Origin of the sequence: Sphingomonas sp. ID1715 (assembly GCF_013044515.1) — a bacterium.
GTDB lineage: Bacteria > Pseudomonadota > Alphaproteobacteria > Sphingomonadales > Sphingomonadaceae > Sphingomonas_B.
In genome coordinates this window covers 1-14,650 of sequence record NZ_JABEPR010000015.1, presented here as the reverse complement: position 1 = coordinate 14,650, position 14,650 = coordinate 1, and the positions used below count along the sequence as shown (strand labels likewise).

The following is a 14,650-nucleotide window of genomic DNA, read 5'->3' as shown; positions in this document are numbered from 1 at the left end:
AGTCTAGCTGGCAAGCGGCTCACCCTCCCAAATCTCGGTACCAATTTGCGATTGGGCTTCCTTTGAATAACGAGGTCCCGAAACGGCGCCAAAAGCGAAAAGGGCGTCCACTTGGTCAAACACGACCTCGGAGATGGTCAACGACAGGGTATCCAGAATTTCATCGAGATGATCAATGTTCGTGGTCCCGGGGATCGGAACGACGAAGTCGCGCTTTGAAAGCAGCCAGGCGAGGCAGAGCTGCGCCGGAGTGCAATCTGCAGCCCGGGCCAACCCAGCCATCTGATCATAAAGCCCGAGGTTCCGCGTCAAATGAGGTTCCTGGAACCGCGGCATCGCGGCTCTCAGGTCGCCTTGCTGGAAACCTGCCGTACCCACACTTCCCGCCAACAAGCCGCGAGCCAGAGGCGAGAAGGCGATAAAGCCAATCCCGAGCTCCTCGCAGCAATCGAGTACGGCAAGTTCCACATTGCGCGTCCAGGGCGAATATTCGGTCTGGACAGCTGTCACCGGATGGATCGCATGTACCGCGCGGATCGTTTCTGCCGATACTTCCGACAAACCGATCGTGCGAATTTTTCCTGCCTCCACTGCCCGCGACAGGGCGCCGACCGACTCTTCCATCGGTACCTTCGGATCGAGGCGGTGAAGATAGTAGAGGTCGATGACATCGGTCCTCAATCGTATCAATGCTTCATCCAATGTCTGCGTGATCGCCGCCGCCGAACCGTCGAGACCGCGTTTTCCATTGATCTCGCCAAGCGCGCATTTGCTGGCAAGGACGAAATCCTTGCGGCGATGTCCCAAGGCACGCCCGATCAGCGTCTCATTTGCTCCGAACCCGTAGAGAGCAGCCGTATCGAAGAACGTGACGCCTCTATCCAACGCATGTAACAGTAGCCGTTCAGCTGCTTCAGCCTCGGGACGCGGCTGATACCCATGCGAAAGGTTCATGCAGCCAAGACCAATTGCTGACACGGAAAACGGGCCTAAAGCGCGCTTTGGAAGGGTCGCGGTCATACTATGCTCTTCCTGCCTGTGGTAGCGCGAAGGGATCAGCGGACAAGCTGCGCTTCCAGTTCGCCAAGCACGCGATAGCAATCGAATACGCCGGCGACTGAGGAATTGGGCTCGCGACCCTCGCGGATGGCCGCGACGAACTCACGATCCTGTAACTCGATGCCGTTCATCGACACATCCACCTGGGAAACGTCGATCGGCTCCTCCTTGCCGTTCACCAGGTCGTCGTAGCGCGCGATGTAGGTGCCGTTATCGCAGATATACCGGAAATAAGTGCCGAGCGGTCCGTCATTATTGAACGACAGCGAAAGGGTGCAGATAGCGCCGGTTTCGCTCTTCAATTGGATCGACATATCCATCGCGATCCCAAGTTCCGCATGGATTGGCCCCTGCAGCGCATGTGCCTCGACGATCTTTCCGGCCTGATAGGCGAAAAGGTCCACCGTATGCGCGGCATGATGCCACAGCAGATGGTCCGTCCAGCTACGCGGCTCACCCTTCGCGTTGATGTTCTTGCGGCGAAAAAAATAGGTCTGGACGTCCATCTGCTGGACGTTCAGTTCTCCGGCCCGGATCTTGTTGTGCACATATTGGTGCGACGGATTGAACCGACGGGTGTGGCCCACCATGCAGACCAGACCCGTTTCCTTCTGCTTGGCCAGGACCGCTTGCGCGTCTGCCCAGCTGTCCGCCAGCGGAATCTCTACCTCGACATGCTTGCCTGCCTCCATGCAGGCAATAGCTTGCTTAGCGTGCATCTGCGTAGGCGTGCATAGAATGACCGCATCGACGTCGTCGCGGGCAAGCGTTTCATCGAGTTCTGTAGTGACGTGGCCGACACCGTATTTCTCGGCTATCGCCCGGGTCGGCTCCAGCTCGCGGCCGACCAGCGAAGTGACGGTCACGCCATCGATGTTCTTGAGGCCATCCAGGTGCTTCTCGCCAAAGGCGCCCGCACCAGCCAGTGCAATCCGCATATGTGACATTTCCTTATGTTGGGTTGCTTCGCGAAGCAGCCAGTTGCAGTTCAGCGAGCCCCTGCTCGAGGTCATCAAAGGCCTTGCGTATGCGTCGAGTAGACGCCTGAAAATCAGTCGCTCTCTCGTCTAGCGCCACCGCCGGCCAGCGAGCTTGATGCTCAGCCAGCGCGGCGCGCAAGACCGACAGGTTTTTGCGAAACCGCGACCAGGCAGCCGAAGCACTCGCGTGCGCTTGCCAGTCATTCGTAGAATTGCTGACAAAGCCCAGCTTGCGCGACAATTCGAGCCTCAAACGAACCACTTCCTTCCGCCAGTCAGGCGGTTGGTCCTGGACAACCGAGGCGATCGATTGTTGCGTCTCACGCAGTTCGATCACTCTGGCCTTGAGGTCTTCGAAGTCCACTAGACCTCCGATGACGAACTCTCAGCCGGCCTCAATATGAGATGTCCGACCGCGGTATTGGACGCCGGGACGTGATAGTGCCGATGCAATGGCTTGACCATGCGGCCCAGCGCCCCGCGCATGATGAGCCACATCACCATTTCGATGCCTTCGGAGCCCGTCTCGCGCAGATATTCGATATGGGGAATGGTACGAAGCGTCTCCCCGTCATTTGTGCTCATCAAATCGAGGAAGCGGTTGTCCCATTCCGCATTGATCAGGCCCGCTCGAGGCCCCTGCAACTGGTGGCTCATACCACCCGTACCCCAGACCTGCACGTTGAGATCTTCGGGGAAGCTCGCCACTGCCCGCGCGATCGCCTCGCCCAATTGCCAGCACCGGTTGCCCGATGGCGGCGGATATGTGACCACATTCACGGCAATCGGAATGACCTTTACCGGCCAGGCCTCGGGCTGACCGAACATGAGACTGAGCGGAACGGTCAAGCCGTGGTCGACGTCCATCTCGTTGATGATGGTCATGTCGAACTCGTCCAGGATCAGGCTTTGCGCAATGTGCCAAGCAAGGTCTGCATGCCCGATCACCTCCGGCACCGGCCGCGGTCCCCAGCCTTCATCACAAATACCGTAGCGATCGGCGCAGCCGATCGCGAAAGTGGGGATTATCCGCATGTCGAAAGCCGACGCATGGTCATTGTAGACAATGATGACTACGTCGGGCTTTTCTTCGGCGATCCATTGCTTCGACCAGTCATAGCCGGCAAATACCGGCGCCCAATAAGGCTCGCCCGTCTTGCCGTTGTCGATCGTGGCGCCGATCGCGGGAATATGGCTTGTCGCGACGCCGGCGGAAATGCGGGCCATCACCTTTTCTCCCGAATCGAGCGGACGCCTTCAGGCGAGCGGCCGCCGGCAATCATCATCGCCTGATAGTCCTGGGGGCTCATGCCGGTCATCGTGCCGACGGCCTGTAGGAAGCTGAGCCCATCCGTCGAGAAGACCTTGGCCAGAAAATAGATATTGCCGCCGAGATCGAGGCAGCGATTATAGTCCCGATCCAGAACGGCCTGCTTCTGATCCTCGGTCATCGGCCATTCATCGATATAGGCACGCTCATCGGCTTTCCAGCGCTCACGGTTTTCGGCTTTCATCAGGCTCATCGCGAACTGGTTCATCCAATAGCCCTGCCGGGCACGTTTTGCCGTATAGACCCGCGTGCCGGGGATATCGTCGAACTCGGCCAAATAGGCGTGAATATCCCTTGTTCGACCAGTCACCGCCCATCCTCCCAGGTATAAGACAAAGGGGCTTCCCGAAAGGCGAACCTGTCGAGATGGCTCTCGATTACCCCCCGCAGGGTTTCAGCCTCTTCCGCGCCTGATGTGCGCAGGACGATACGGATACCCTCCGGATCGCTGGTAAAGCTCGCTGAAGCCACGTCAGAAAAGGGGACTAGGCCTTCTCCATCGGCATAGGACGTCTCGAACCGGTGGCTCCAATGCTTGATGAGCTGCTGGACATATTTGTCACCGGAAGCAGTCGAAACGAAGGCTTTCGAAACGAAGCTCACAGCCCTCTCTCCTTCAATCGGGAATCGAGCCGCGGAAAAACCCGGCGGGCGTTCCCTTCGAAGATCGCATGACGCTCCGCGTCGCTGATCACGAGCGCGTCCACATAACGCTTGGTATCGTCGAAATAATGGCCGGTGGTAGGATCGATGCCGCGCACCGCACCGACCATTTCCGAACCGAACAGGATATTCTTGTTGTCGATCACATCGGCCAACAGGTCGACGCCTGGCTGGTGATAGACGCAGGTGTCGAAGAAGATGTTGTTCATCAGATGCGCATCGAGGGCCGGCTTCTTCAGCATGTCGGCCAGGCCCCGGTAACGCCCCCAATGATAGGGGACGGCACCGCCGCCATGCGGGATGATGAAGCGCAAGGTGGGGAAATCCTTGAACAGATCTCCCTCGAGCAACTGCATGAAGGCGATCGTGTCGGCCGCGATGTAGTATCCGCCCGTGGCATGCATCGCGGGATTGCAGCTGCCCGACACGTGGATCATCGCCGGAACGTCCAGCTCCACCATCTTCTCGTAAAAGGGATACCAGTAACGGTCTGTCAGCGGCGGATGCTGGAAATGGCCGCCGCCCGGGTCGGGGTTCAGATTGCACCCGATAAATCCCATATCGACGCAGCGTTCCAGTTCCGCGATGCTGTTCACCATGTCGGCTGCGGGCGATTGCGGCAGCATGCACACGCCAACGAAAGTTTCCGGATAAAGGCCGACCACGCGCGAGATCAGGTCGTTGCAGCGGATCGCCCATTCCTTCGCGACACCGGCATCACCGACATGCGGGGCCATCGCAGACGCCCGGGGAGAGAAGATCGTGAGGTCGGCGCCACGCTCTTTGATCAGGCGAAGCTGGTTGGATTCGATGGTGTCACGGATTTCATCGTCGGAAATCTCCGGATAGGCCGGCGCAGGCACGCCCGCTTTGAAAGCCGCCTTCTGCTCCTCTCGCCAGGCATCGTGCCCCTTGGGCAGCACGGTATAATGACCATGGCAGTCGATAATCAGACTCATGCGGCGTCAACCCTCCCCACTAGTTTGGATTCCAGATCGGTGATTTTCTCGATTTTCGCGGAAAGCCCTTCCGGCGGAGGTGTGACCCCCAATCGACCCAGACGGCGATGCAGCGCGACAGCCTCGCGAGTCATCCCGCTTGCTGCCCCCAACCCTTCGAGCGTGAGCGCAACTTCTTCCATCTCGGCGGCGCGGCGCAGGCCATGAACCATCATCCGGTCGAGATTATAGTCCGCCTTGGCATCCCATTCGGGGCCGAGCGAGCCGAGCACTTCAGCCGTGACCCCTGCCCTTTCCGCCGCGAGCACGCATTCTGCGGTGAGGGCTTCGATACCTTTCACCATCACCGAACGGATCATCTTGATCGCCGAGGCCTGACCGACCTTGTCGCCCACTACCCGGATATTCGTGAAACCCAACCGCTCCAGTGCCGCCGCCGCGTCGCTCCCTCTGACGCCGCTCAGCAACAGCGGTACGGAGAGCTTGGCGGGATTGACCGGCGCCATGACCGCCACGTCCACATACCACCCGCCGGCAGCTTCAATCGTTTGTGCGGCGATGCGCTTGGTTTCAGGCGCCACGCTGTTCATGTCACAGAACATCGCAGCAGGAGCGACCAGCGAGGCGGCGGCGCGCGCGGCCACGACGGCTTGATCTGCCGTCACCAGCGAAAGCACCAGCGGCGAGCGGCTCACCGCATCGGCAAGCGTGTCGCTTCCCGCAACGCCAGCTGCCAGATACTCACGACGCTTGCGGTCGGCGCTGGCCGGATCATCGGTCAAAACGTCGAAGACACGCGCCGAAGTCGACCAGGACCCTGCTTCCGCAAAGCTGCGGCCCGCTTCTCCGAAACCAATCAAAGCGACAGCAATCTGATCCATTTGCCGAGATTAGCGGCAACCGTCCACGCACCGCCAATCGGATTGGCACCTAATGCATTAGAAATTACGAAGTGTGTTCGTCGCGCAGCACTGCGGCCTGTTCCTCGATAACCTCGATCAGAGCAGCCTGTGCCGGCGTAGGCCGCCAATCCGATCGGACGGTCAAACCGATGGTGCGCGACATCGGACGCACCGGGCCTGCAATTCTCACGAGCCACCCCGCCTCCAGTTCCACACTGACCTGATCGGGCGACAGCAGAGTGAGGAAATCGCTTTCGACAAGAATTTGCCGGACGATCATGACTGAGCCGCATTCCATCGGCACGCGTGGTGGCGTAACGCCGACCTCCTCGAACATCGACTGCCAATGCGCCCTTAACGGCGTACCAGCCGCGGCCACGATCCATGGATACCGCGCGAGCGCCGCAATCGTCGGGGGCCGGCGGGCCTGCGCCAGCGGGTGGTGCGCGCCGGCAAGAATGATGAGCGGATCGTCGAAAAGTTCTCTCTGTGCCATATCTGCCGATATATTTGTCCTCGCCGCACCGACCATCATATCGATATCGCCGTCACGCAGCGGCCCCGTCAGCTCGGCATAGGAGCCCTCCATGATGACGATATCGATATCCGGCTTCGCGCGATGAAACGCTGCGACGGCGCTCGGTAACAGGCGCGCACGCGAAAGCGGCATCGCTCCGATCGTGATGCGCCCTCTTTCGTGGCCTCGCAATGCGGCCAGCTCAATATCCGCCGATCGAAGCTCGGCAAGCGCGAGCCGGAAATTGCGCGCCATCGCCAAGCCGCGCGCCGTCAGGACAACACCCTTGCCGCGCCGCCTCACAAGATCCTGTCCCAAAGCGAGCGAAAGGTCGCTCACCGCCCGATGCAGCGATGCTTCGCTCAGACCCATGGCCGTCGCAGCATTTGCATAACTTCCCGCTCGCGATAAGCCGAGAAAAGCGGAAACCTGCGCCGCCGTCGCGCGCGTTTGCCCCAGAAGCCGAATGATCGCGGTAGCGCGCGGCGCCAGGATTCGTGCCTCATCCGTGGGGATCATGCGGCGCGGCTGCCGTTCGAAAAGCGGCACCCCGAACCGCAACTCCAGCTTGGCGATTCCCTGCGTCACTGCAGGCTGGGTAAGGTGAACCTCACGCGCGGCTGCCGTCACGCTTCCACTTTCCATGATCGCCAGAAAGGCGCGCAGATGCCGCAGATTCACGTCCAGCCGTTCCATGCTGCACGATTAGCAAATTCTTATTCATCGGGCAAAGAACGGATTTGCTGCAAGGACGGAACGGCGCGCATTCTCCCAGTTATCGTTGCCAAGGAGAGCGTTGTGTCGGGTTTAGTCGTCCAATCTATCGAGCGAGCGGAAGCGCCGGTAATCGACGCCCTCGCCTCTTGCGGCGTTGCGACGGTCCATGAAGCGCAAGGCCGCACAGGGCTGCTCGCCTCCCGCATGCGCCCGATCTATGCAGGCGCCCGTATCGCGGGCTCGGCGGTCACCATCTCCGCGCCTCCCGGGGACAACTGGATGGTGCATGTCGCCATCGAGCAGCTGCAGCCCGGCGACATTCTCGTGCTCGCCCCCACCTCGCCTTGCGAAGACGGCTATTTCGGAGACCTTCTCGCCACCTCGGCGATGGCACGGGGTTGCCGGGGGCTGGTAATCGATGCGGGGGTACGTGACGTGCGCGATCTGACGGCCATGGGCTTTCCTGTCTGGTCGAAGGCCATCTTCGCACAGGGTACGGTGAAGGCGACGCTGGGATCGGTCAATGTCCCCGTCGTTTGCGCAGACGCCGTGATCCGTCCCGGTGACGTGATCATTGCAGATGACGATGGGGTCTGTGTGGTCGAGCGCGAACGCGCCGCCGACGTGTTGGCAAAGGCCCAGGCACGCGAAGCCAATGAGGAAACGAAGCGTCAACGGCTCGCTGCCGGGGAACTCGGCCTCGACATTTACGATATGCGTGGCCGCCTCGCCGAAATGGGCCTGAAATATGTCTGACCCCACCCGCGTCATGTGGATGCGTGGCGGCACATCCAAAGGGGGCTATTTCCTCAAAGATGACCTCCCTGCCGATATCGCGGCACGCGACGCCTTCCTGCTCCGCGCGATGGGATCGCCCGATCCCCGCCAGATCGACGGGATGGGCGGGTCGGATCCCTTGACAAGCAAGGTGGCCGTGATCTCGAAATCCGAGCGTCCCGGCATCGATGTCGACTATCTGTTTCTTCAGGTATTCGTCGACAAGCCTATCGTTACCGATGCACAAAATTGCGGCAATATCCTGGCCGGCGTCGGTCCGTTCGCGATCGAACGCGGATTGGTGCCGGCACAGGACAGCGAGACGCGTGTCACCATCTACATGATGAACACCGGCCAGATTGCCGTGGCGACAATCGAAACACCGTCAGGGCGCGTGCGCTATGACGGGGCGGCAAGGATCGACGGCGTACCGGGCACGGCGGCTCCGATCCCGCTAGAGTTCCGCGAAACGGCAGGCTCATCCTGCGGCGCGCTGCTGCCTACCGGAAATGCCTGTGACATCGTGAACGGCGTGCCGGTCACGTTGATCGACAACGGCATGCCCTGCGTCGTGATGAAGGCCGAAGACGTCGGTGCGGCCGGCTACGAGAGTCGTGACGAGCTGGACGGCGCCAGCGATCTCAAGGCACGGATCGAGGCGATCCGCCTTGCCGTCGGCGAACGAATGAACCTCGGCGACGTGCGCGAGAAATCCGTACCCAAGATGATGCTGGTTGCACCACCGCGCGACGGAGGCGCCGTCACGGTACGCAGCTTCATCCCCCACCGCGCACATGCCTCGATCGGTGTTCTCGGCGCGGTCAGCGTCGCCACCGCCTGCTTGATCGAGGGATCGCCCGCCGCGCAGGTCGCGTCAATCCCAGGCGGTGCCCGCAAGACCCTGTCGGTGGAGCATCCTACCGGCGAGATGAGCTGCGTCATGGAGACGGATGCAGACGGCCAGGTCACCAGCGCCGCCATCTTGCGTACCGCGCGCAAGCTTATGGATGGAGAGATTTTCGCATGAGTCGTATCGTAAGCTGGCACGCCGATCCCTCACGCCCGCGGTTTGTACCACCCGCCGGCGCGGTCGATGCGCACTGCCATGTCTTCGGACCGATGGCGCAGTTCCCCTTCAGCGCGAAGGCCAAATATCTTCCCGAAGATGCCGGGCCGGACATGTTGTTCGCGTTGCGCGACAGGCTCGGTTTCTCCCGCAACGTCATCGTGCAGGCCAGTTGCCACGGCACGGACAACAGTGCGACGCTGGATGCAATCGCAAAATCCGATGGACGCGCGCGCGGGGTAGCGGTTGTCGATCCAGCCATCAGCGATGCCGAACTTGAAAACCTGCACCAAGGCGGCATTCGCGGCGTGCGGTTCAACTTCCTGAAACGGTTGGTCGACGATGCGCCCAAGGACAAATTCCTTGAGGTCGCCCGTCGCATCCAGGGCCTCGGCTGGCATGTCGTCGTCTATTTCGAGGCGGATATCCTGGAAGAACTCCGTTCGTTCCTCGACGCCATCCCTACGCTGATCGTCGTCGACCATATGGGGCGGCCCGATGTCACGCAAGGACCGGATGGACCGGATATGCGTGTCTTCCGGGCACTCCTCGACAGCCGCGACGATATCTGGACCAAGGTGACCTGTCCCGACCGCCTCGATGGCAGCGGCCCGCCATGGGATGCTTTCGCACAGGCCGTGCGCCCCCTTGTCGAAGACTATCCGGATCGCGTCCTGTGGGGCACCGACTGGCCGCACCCGAACATGCAAGATGCAATTTCGGACGATGGCGCGCTGGTCGATATGATCCCCCGCATCGCACCGACGCCTGAGTTGCAACATCGCCTGCTCGTGGACAACCCGGCCAGACTCTACTGGCATGATTAAAGCATGGATGCTGTCACCGTCGAAACGGGGGCATGCGCTTCATTGGCATGGAGATCGATAGCCGCCAACCAGTCTGAACCAGGCTGCGGCGGTTCCGCAGTTGAGTTCACGCAGACGGAGGGCGGGCATAGAGGGGGATACCTTATGACCGTCACGACATCGAAAGCCGAAAGCGCAGGCTGGGGCTCAATCTTTCTTGTCTATTGTTACGGTCTGCTTGCCATAGCGTCCGCCGGCAAGATGGCGCCGATCGCAGCGGATATGGGCAAGGCGCTCGGCTCTTCTCCGCAGGAGATCGGCTGGATTATCGGTCTCCTGTTCATTGCTCCCACACTCGGCTCAACCCTGGGCGGGTCAGCAGTCGATAGGTACGGTGCTCGGCCCATGCTCGCTGGCGCATGTGTGCTCATCGTGATCGCAAACGCCATTTGCTACATAAGCGACAGCTTGGGCCTGATCGAAGCGGCACGTCTGATCGAAGGTATCGGCTTTGTAGCGATCACCGCTGCCGCTCCTTCGCTCCTCATCATGACTACATCGGGAAAACGGCAAACCGGGGCCATGGCGCTCTGGTCGACCTATTTCGCCGCAGGCATAAGCGCCGGTCTGCTCCTTGCCGCTCCATTCTCCGCAACCGAACACTGGCGTCTGCCATTCGTCATTCATGGTGCGGCGGCAGCCGGCCTTGCCCTTTCCGTCGGCTTGCTCCCGGTGCCTGGACAGACGTCCCGCGGAACCGCTGGCAACGACGACGCCTTGCGGGCGGTGATCGGAGAATCGGGCGTACTCCGGTTGGCGGCCGCATTCGCGATACTCACCATCGCTGGTTTTGGCGTCAATATCGTCATGCCTCAATACATGGCCAAGACTCTTGGTGTTTCCGTATCCATGGGATCTGCTGCCGTAGCGATCTCGAATATCGCCAGTATCTGCGGAGGGATATTGACCGGCTTTCTTCTCTCCCGCGGTCACTCGTTCAAGCTCGTTGCCGCAACCATATCCGTCTTAGCCTGTATGGCGAGCATCTCTCTTTTCCTGCCTCAATCGAGCGTAACCTTAACGATTGTGAGCTTGATGGTCTGGGGTTTCGCCACGCCTGGTACGATGGTGGCGGTGGTCATGATCATGATTCCACGCGTTCTCAAGAACACCGCTATTGTTGGCCTGGCTAACGGTGTTGTCGTCCAGAGCGGCTCTGCCGCCGCGTTCTTCGTACCCGCAATTTACTTCTCTTTACTGGCCAATGGTATCTGGTGGTACTTTGCCCTTCTCGGCCTGGCCTGCGTCATCTTTGCTTTGATAACACTCCTTACCATCCAGCCGACGGGCGGCATGATCGACGATGGTGCAAATATCCACTAACGCCATCTGAACACATGAACCGCCAGTCGCGGAAATGGTGGGGAGGATTGGAGATGGCTGTGCGGGAATGGGACGGGAGTATGATCGGAAAGGGTAGCGCACCCCTATACGAACCTATCCAACCGCTGGGCGCATGACGTGCTCTCCGGCAATTACTAAAGACGAATGCACATGTGCGTGCGACCGATAGTGCTGGCCGCCGGCCGTTCGAGCCGGATGGGCTTCGACAAGCTCCGGACCAATCTGGGCGGACGGCCAGTGCTGGCGCATATCGTCGATACAATCGAACAGGCGGGTTTACCGCCGCCTCATATCGTAACGGACGCGGATGCCGCTGAACTCAGGGATATCCTTGGGAAGCGCGAACTATGCCAGACCCGAGCTTCCGACGCCCGTCGGGGAATGGCCCATTCATTGATCGCTGGGATCTCCGCGCTGCCGCAAGATACGCGTGCTGCGATCATTTGTCTGGGCGACATGCCATTTGTCCCGGCAAGCCTCTTGCAAAGGATGGCTCAGCAAGCGACCCCATCGACGATTTTGGTTCCTATAAGCGATGGGCGAAGGGGGAATCCGATCACATGGGGTTCTGATTTTTTCCCCGCGCTGCTGAATCTCTCAGGTGATACTGGCGCACGCTCACTTCTCGAAAAATATCGCGCGTCTGTCGTTCCCATCCATATTGACGATCCCGGTATTCACTTTGACCTGGACACACCGGCAGCGTTGGCGGCCGCACAAAGTCAATGGAATCAGAGGCACGATGGTTTAACCAGACTACCGACCAAGCTTAGCGATCAATCACCGGATCGATGAGAATGGCCCGGAAATCGTTGACGTTCGTGCATGTGGGTCCTGTTACGACGAGATCGTCCAGCGCAGCGAAGAAGCTATAGGAATCGTTGCGGCGCAAATAGGCCGCAGCATCCAGTTTCTTCCCGGCAGCGCGCGTCAAGGTCGACGCGAACGCAACAGCTCCCGCATTGTCGCCGGCGCCATCCAGGCCATCGGTATCGACTGCCAGCGCCGCAATCCCTTCCTGCCCCGCTGTCGCCAGCACAAAGCCCAGAAGATATTCGCTGTTCCTGCCTCCTCTGCCTCGGCCGGAGACGGTCACGCTCGTCTCTCCGCCGGACAGAATGCATGCCCTACGCCCCGCTCGAAGCGTTTCGAGCGCCAGCTTTGCATGCGCGGAACCCAATTCACGCGCCTCCCCCTCCAGGTCATCCCCCAGAATGATCGGCTTGTAGCCGACGCTTTCGGCGCACCGGGCTGCTGCAATGAGAATATCGCCCGGCTTGACGATCAGGAACGCACTATCACCTGCCCGTCTTGATCGATCGTCAGGTGAGGGATTATCCAAACCCTTCCGCAGGTGCCGGTTGATGGATTCCGGAACATCTATGCCATATCGCTCGAGAATCGGTGTCGCCGCAACGGCTTCCGCCGCATTGGCAATCGTCGGACCAGACCCGATCTTGCGAATGTCGTCTCCCGGTATGTCTGAGACGGCAAGAGTGAGCAGGCGCGCCTTACCTACCGCATGCGCCAGTCGGCCGCCCTTCACCGTGGAAATCTGCTTGCGCACCGCATTGATTTCGGAAATTGTTGCCCCGCTTTTCAGCAAGGCCTTGTTCAGTCCTTGCTTATCTTCAAGGCTGACGCCTTCGGGCAAGCCGACAAGAAGCGCCGAAGCCCCGCCAGACATCAGCGCGATGACGAGATCATCGTGAGAAAGATCTTTGACCAACTCCATCATGCGGTCCGCAGCCACCACGCTGTTCCCGTCGGGAACCGGGTGACCAGCCTCCAAAATCTGAATTGGACCGGAATAGGAAGGCGATTGATGGCCGTAAGGCACAACGACGGCGCCGGAAAGCGGGGCCGGCCAAAGTCTGGCAAGCTCATTCGCCATCGCTGCCGCGGCCTTGCCCCCTCCGATGACGACGGTTCGACCGAGAGGAACTGAGGGGAGAAAGCGCTCAAGCTTGCCTTCGACGCCGGCAGCGTTCAATGCTGTCGACAGGAGAGCATCAAGCTGTACCCTTTGCCTCGCCTCGAGATCAACGAGCGCGCTCATTTCGAGACACCTACGCCATTTTCGACCGGCCGGCCGGCAAAGAAAGCGGCGATATCGCGCGCCAAGCTTAAGCCCATACCTTCCCTTGCGCGTCTCGTCGCACTTCCGAGATGCGGCAGGAGGAAGGTGTTAGGTGCCTCTACAAGATCGCGGCGAATATCGGGCTCGCCGACAAAAACGTCGAGCCCGGCGCCGCCGAGCTTGCCGGATTGCAACGCCGCAATCAGGGCTGTTTCATCGATCAACCCTCCCCGTGCCGTGTTGATCACGATCGCACCAGATTTCATCGAAGCTATGCGCTCTGCATTGAGCCAGTTTTGCGTCTCCTCGGTCAATGGCAAATGCAAAGATAGAAAATCGCTGCCAGCCAGGACTTCCTCCATCGATGAACAAATGATCGTCCCGGGAGGGGGTGGATCACCCGCGGACGATGAACGGACCGAGGTCAGTATGTTCATGCCAAACCCTGCCGCTCGGCGAGCGACCGCGCGGCCGATCCGGCCAAAACCGAGAATACCCAAGGTCGAGCCGTGAATATCCGTACCGACGAGCTGGTTCGGTTCCCAACCGGTCCACATCCCCGACCGCAACAAAGCCTCCGCTTCGCTTGCGCGCCTGGCCGCTCCGAGGAGGAGGAGCCAGGCTATGTCCGCCGTGGCTTCGGTGAGCACGTCGGGCGTGTTCACCAATGCTATTCTCCGAGCTTGCAGCGCCCTGAGATCGATATGGTCGATACCCACGGAGTAAGTCGCTACAAGCCGGATGGAAGGGGGTAACCGATCGATAAAATCCGCGGTCACCTTGTTCATCAAGGTGCAGATGAGAGCGTCAAAACCGTTGCAATTCTCAAGAACGCGCTCAGGAGCGGACTCACCGGGAAGGATCGAAAGATCGGCGAAAGATTGAATTTCCCCGACAACCCTGGCGGGCATTGCATATGTCGCCAGGACCCTCGGACGAGCCTGCAGCGAACCAACCTCTTGCGACAAGGAAATCCCCCCAACTACTGTGGAATGGCAGCGTAATGCCAACGGCTTGACCACCGGCTAAAGACCGGAAGGAATTGTCCGCCGCATGCCTAATTCTTGCTCTTCACAACATACTTCGATATAGGCCCAGTCGGCCCGAAGCTGCGATTTTGGCCAGGTTGAAGAACGAACACTGAACGCTTGATTGATTCTACCAGGACCGTTGCTGACCACCGACCTCGTAGATATCGGCTTCCATGGAGCAATTGTAGCTCTCTGCGATGTTGAACATCTCGGAGAGGAGGCTTTGGATTTCCTCATCAAGGGAAATGCCATCCGGATCGGGGTCATAGGCGACGGTCAGTTTGTAATCACAATTGCCGTTTTTTACCATGGCGTAGTCGCGTTCCAGCATCGCCTCAATCCGCTCCCGAGCGGGTTTT

General features: G+C 59.9%; 16 protein-coding genes and 1 pseudogene. 5 read left to right on the top strand and 12 right to left on the bottom strand.

The features are described 5' to 3' along the window. Positions 1-3: 3 nt before the first annotated feature. The 9 genes from HJG53_RS17660 to HJG53_RS17620 all read right to left on the bottom strand — a co-directional run bounded on the left by HJG53_RS17660 (position 4) and on the right by HJG53_RS17620 (position 7,106). Complete coding sequence (locus tag HJG53_RS17660; protein ID WP_026002705.1) at positions 4-1,020, bottom strand: aldo/keto reductase; 1,017 nt, start codon at positions 1,018-1,020, stop codon at positions 4-6. A 35-nt stretch (positions 1,021-1,055) separates the two neighbouring features. Continuing rightward, the gene (locus HJG53_RS17655) at positions 1,056-1,997 is read right to left on the bottom strand and encodes a Gfo/Idh/MocA family oxidoreductase (protein ID WP_017184802.1); all 942 of its coding nucleotides are present in this window, start codon (positions 1,995-1,997) and stop codon (positions 1,056-1,058) included. Between the two features lie 13 nt (positions 1,998-2,010). Then, positions 2,011-2,403, bottom strand: coding sequence for a hypothetical protein (locus HJG53_RS17650; RefSeq protein ID WP_017184803.1), 393 nt, complete (start codon positions 2,401-2,403; stop codon positions 2,011-2,013). Continuing rightward, positions 2,403-3,266 carry a class III extradiol dioxygenase subunit beta gene (locus HJG53_RS17645; RefSeq protein WP_017184804.1) on the bottom strand — a complete coding sequence of 288 codons (864 nt, stop codon included), beginning with the start codon at positions 3,264-3,266 and terminating at the stop codon, positions 2,403-2,405. The genes HJG53_RS17650 and HJG53_RS17645 overlap by 1 nt, the downstream gene beginning before the upstream one ends. Further along, entirely contained in the window at positions 3,266-3,679 is a 414-nt protein-coding gene (gene ligA, locus HJG53_RS17640) for a protocatechuate 4,5-dioxygenase subunit alpha (protein ID WP_026002706.1), read from the bottom strand. Before ligA ends, HJG53_RS17645 begins: the two co-directional genes overlap by 1 nt. Continuing rightward, complete coding sequence (locus tag HJG53_RS17635) at positions 3,676-3,972, bottom strand: DUF2218 domain-containing protein (RefSeq protein WP_017184806.1); 297 nt, start codon at positions 3,970-3,972, stop codon at positions 3,676-3,678. The genes ligA and HJG53_RS17635 overlap by 4 nt, the downstream gene beginning before the upstream one ends. Then, on the bottom strand, positions 3,969-4,991 hold the full coding sequence (locus HJG53_RS17630) for an amidohydrolase family protein (RefSeq protein ID WP_017184807.1): 1,023 nt from the start codon (positions 4,989-4,991) through the stop codon (positions 3,969-3,971). The genes HJG53_RS17635 and HJG53_RS17630 overlap by 4 nt, the downstream gene beginning before the upstream one ends. Continuing rightward, complete coding sequence (locus HJG53_RS17625) at positions 4,988-5,872, bottom strand: NAD(P)-dependent oxidoreductase (protein WP_017184808.1); 885 nt, start codon at positions 5,870-5,872, stop codon at positions 4,988-4,990. The genes HJG53_RS17630 and HJG53_RS17625 overlap by 4 nt, the downstream gene beginning before the upstream one ends. Positions 5,873-5,936: 64 nt before the next feature. Next, on the bottom strand, positions 5,937-7,106 hold the full coding sequence (locus tag HJG53_RS17620) for a LysR substrate-binding domain-containing protein (protein ID WP_017184809.1): 1,170 nt from the start codon (positions 7,104-7,106) through the stop codon (positions 5,937-5,939). A 102-nt stretch (positions 7,107-7,208) separates the two neighbouring features. Here HJG53_RS17620 and ligK point away from each other — a divergent pair, with 102 nt between their 5' ends. From ligK to HJG53_RS17595, 5 genes are all read left to right on the top strand, one after another. Further along, positions 7,209-7,883 (top strand): 4-carboxy-4-hydroxy-2-oxoadipate aldolase/oxaloacetate decarboxylase, encoded by a 675-nt coding sequence (ligK, locus tag HJG53_RS17615; RefSeq protein WP_026002707.1) that lies wholly within the window; start codon positions 7,209-7,211, stop codon positions 7,881-7,883. Further along, a complete protein-coding gene (locus HJG53_RS17610) occupies positions 7,876-8,931 on the top strand; it encodes a 4-oxalomesaconate tautomerase (RefSeq protein WP_026002708.1) in 1,056 nt (351 codons plus the stop codon). The genes ligK and HJG53_RS17610 overlap by 8 nt, the downstream gene beginning before the upstream one ends. Beyond that, complete coding sequence (locus HJG53_RS17605; protein WP_026002709.1) at positions 8,928-9,797, top strand: amidohydrolase; 870 nt, start codon at positions 8,928-8,930, stop codon at positions 9,795-9,797. The genes HJG53_RS17610 and HJG53_RS17605 overlap by 4 nt, the downstream gene beginning before the upstream one ends. A gap of 144 nt (positions 9,798-9,941) precedes the next feature. Continuing rightward, the gene (locus HJG53_RS17600) at positions 9,942-11,159 is read left to right on the top strand and encodes an MFS transporter (protein ID WP_017184813.1); all 1,218 of its coding nucleotides are present in this window, start codon (positions 9,942-9,944) and stop codon (positions 11,157-11,159) included. Between the two features lie 165 nt (positions 11,160-11,324). Continuing rightward, entirely contained in the window at positions 11,325-11,975 is a 651-nt protein-coding gene (locus HJG53_RS17595; protein ID WP_081095482.1) for an NTP transferase domain-containing protein, read from the top strand. Here the strand turns inward: HJG53_RS17595 and HJG53_RS17590 are convergent. The 3 genes and pseudogenes from HJG53_RS17590 to HJG53_RS17580 form a co-directional block, all read right to left on the bottom strand. Continuing rightward, entirely contained in the window at positions 11,950-13,239 is a 1,290-nt protein-coding gene (locus tag HJG53_RS17590) for a glycerate kinase (protein WP_026002710.1), read from the bottom strand. The two genes, HJG53_RS17595 and HJG53_RS17590, sit on opposite strands and share 26 nt — an antisense overlap. After that, positions 13,236-14,171: a D-glycerate dehydrogenase gene (locus HJG53_RS17585; protein WP_129927481.1), complete on the bottom strand. Its 936-nt coding sequence runs from the start codon at positions 14,169-14,171 to the stop codon at positions 13,236-13,238. Before HJG53_RS17585 ends, HJG53_RS17590 begins: the two co-directional genes overlap by 4 nt. 247 nt (positions 14,172-14,418) lie before the next feature. Next, positions 14,419-14,650, bottom strand: a pseudogene (locus tag HJG53_RS17580) (recombinase family protein); the annotation flags it as partial.